Source organism: Streptomyces natalensis ATCC 27448 (assembly GCF_000935125.1).
GTDB classification, from domain to species: Bacteria; Actinomycetota; Actinomycetes; order Streptomycetales; family Streptomycetaceae; genus Streptomyces; species Streptomyces natalensis.
The window spans coordinates 1-1,433 of record NZ_JRKI01000047.1 but is presented as its reverse complement, the minus strand read 5'-3'; the positions used below and the strand labels follow the sequence as shown (position 1 = coordinate 1,433).

At 68.7% G+C, this 1,433-nt stretch carries 1 protein-coding gene; it reads right to left on the bottom strand.

Annotated elements, in window-relative coordinates:
• Nucleotides 1-97: 97 nt before the first annotated feature.
• On the bottom strand, nucleotides 98-1,433 hold a 1,336-nt coding region (locus SNA_RS29880; RefSeq protein WP_157880146.1), incomplete at its 5' end, for an ABC transporter ATP-binding protein.

Genomic DNA, 1,433 nt, shown 5'->3' with positions numbered 1-1,433 from the left:
AGAAGCCGTTCTCCTATCGATCAACGTTTTGCTTTTGATCGAACAGGGGCCCTGGTCGAGTGATCCAGCTTTGCTGGTGGCATGAAGGAGGGGGGTACTACGAGTCGTTTACCCGATTCGCCCGGGTCGGGTATGGAGCGGGTACGGCTCCTTCGCCGTCTTCCTGAGTTGGCACATGCCCCGCGGGAGGGCCATCACACGGGCTGCGCGTGACTCCGTTGTCGAGCAGGAGACGGAGGGTGGCGCCTGTCAGGACGGTTTCGCGGTGTGTGACCACCAGCACCGCGCAGTGCTGTCCGATGTGCTGCAGGGCCGCGAGTACGGATTTTTCGGCGGCGGGGTCCAAGTGGGCGGTTGGTTCATCGAGAAGGACGAGTGCAGGGCGCGGCGCGAGGGCTCGGGCGATGGCGATGCGCTGCCGTTGGCCTCCGGACAGGGCCGTGCCGTGTTCGCCGACCATGGTGTCCAGGCCGCCGGGCAGTGTGCGGACGTGGGTTGCCAACCCGGTGAGTTCCAGGAGGGTCCACAGTTCGTCGTCGGTGGCCTCGGGTGCGGCGTAGGCGAGGTTGTCGCGGATGGAGCCGTGCAGGAGGGGGTTGTGTTGTTCTACGAGGCCGACCACGCGTCGGTACTCCGCCATGGGCCATCGCATCGCGTCAGTCCCCTGAAACAGGACGCGTCCGCTGTCTGGTGTGTAGAGACGGGCGGCGAGGTTGAGCACGGTTGTCTTGCCTGAGCCGGAGTCGCCGAACAGTGCGGTGACTCCGCGCGGCGGCAACTGGAAGCTTGCTCCCCGTAGCACCATGCGCTCCCGCTCGTGGCTGTACCAGACGTTGTGAAATTCCAGTACGGGCGTGCCGGGCGCGGGGGCCGGGGTGGCGCCGGCTGGTGCCGGCTGCGCTTCGCGGTGGCTGTCGGCTTCCTGCGGCTGGGCGAGGGTTTCGGCGATGCGGCCGGCAGCGCCGCTGGCCTGTTGCAGCAGGGCGGCGGCGCTGACGAGGGCGGTGAGGGGGACGGAGAGATAGTTGAGATAGAGCAGGAAGGCCGCCAGGTCAGCGATCGAGGCAGTGCCCTGAGTGGCGCGGACTGCCCCGACCACGACTGTCGCGGTCAGCGCGGTGTGGAGGGCGAGCTCGCTGGCCGGCATGAGACCCGCGTTCAGCCGCGCCATTCGGATCCCGGCGGCGCGGGCTTGGCGGGCGTGAGCGGTGATGCGGTCGGCCTCGCGCTGGGTGGCGCCGCTCATGCGCACGGTGCGGATGGCGCTGAGCGCACGCTCCAGATCGGCGCTCATATTGCCCAGCATCCGCTGGTTGGTCTCGGCGGCCGGGCGCATGCGGTGCAGGGCGGGCAGTACCGCGAGGGCGATCACCGCGACGACGGTCACGGCGGTCGCCAGCAGCCACGGGTCGAGCCATGCCATCAGTGCGAGG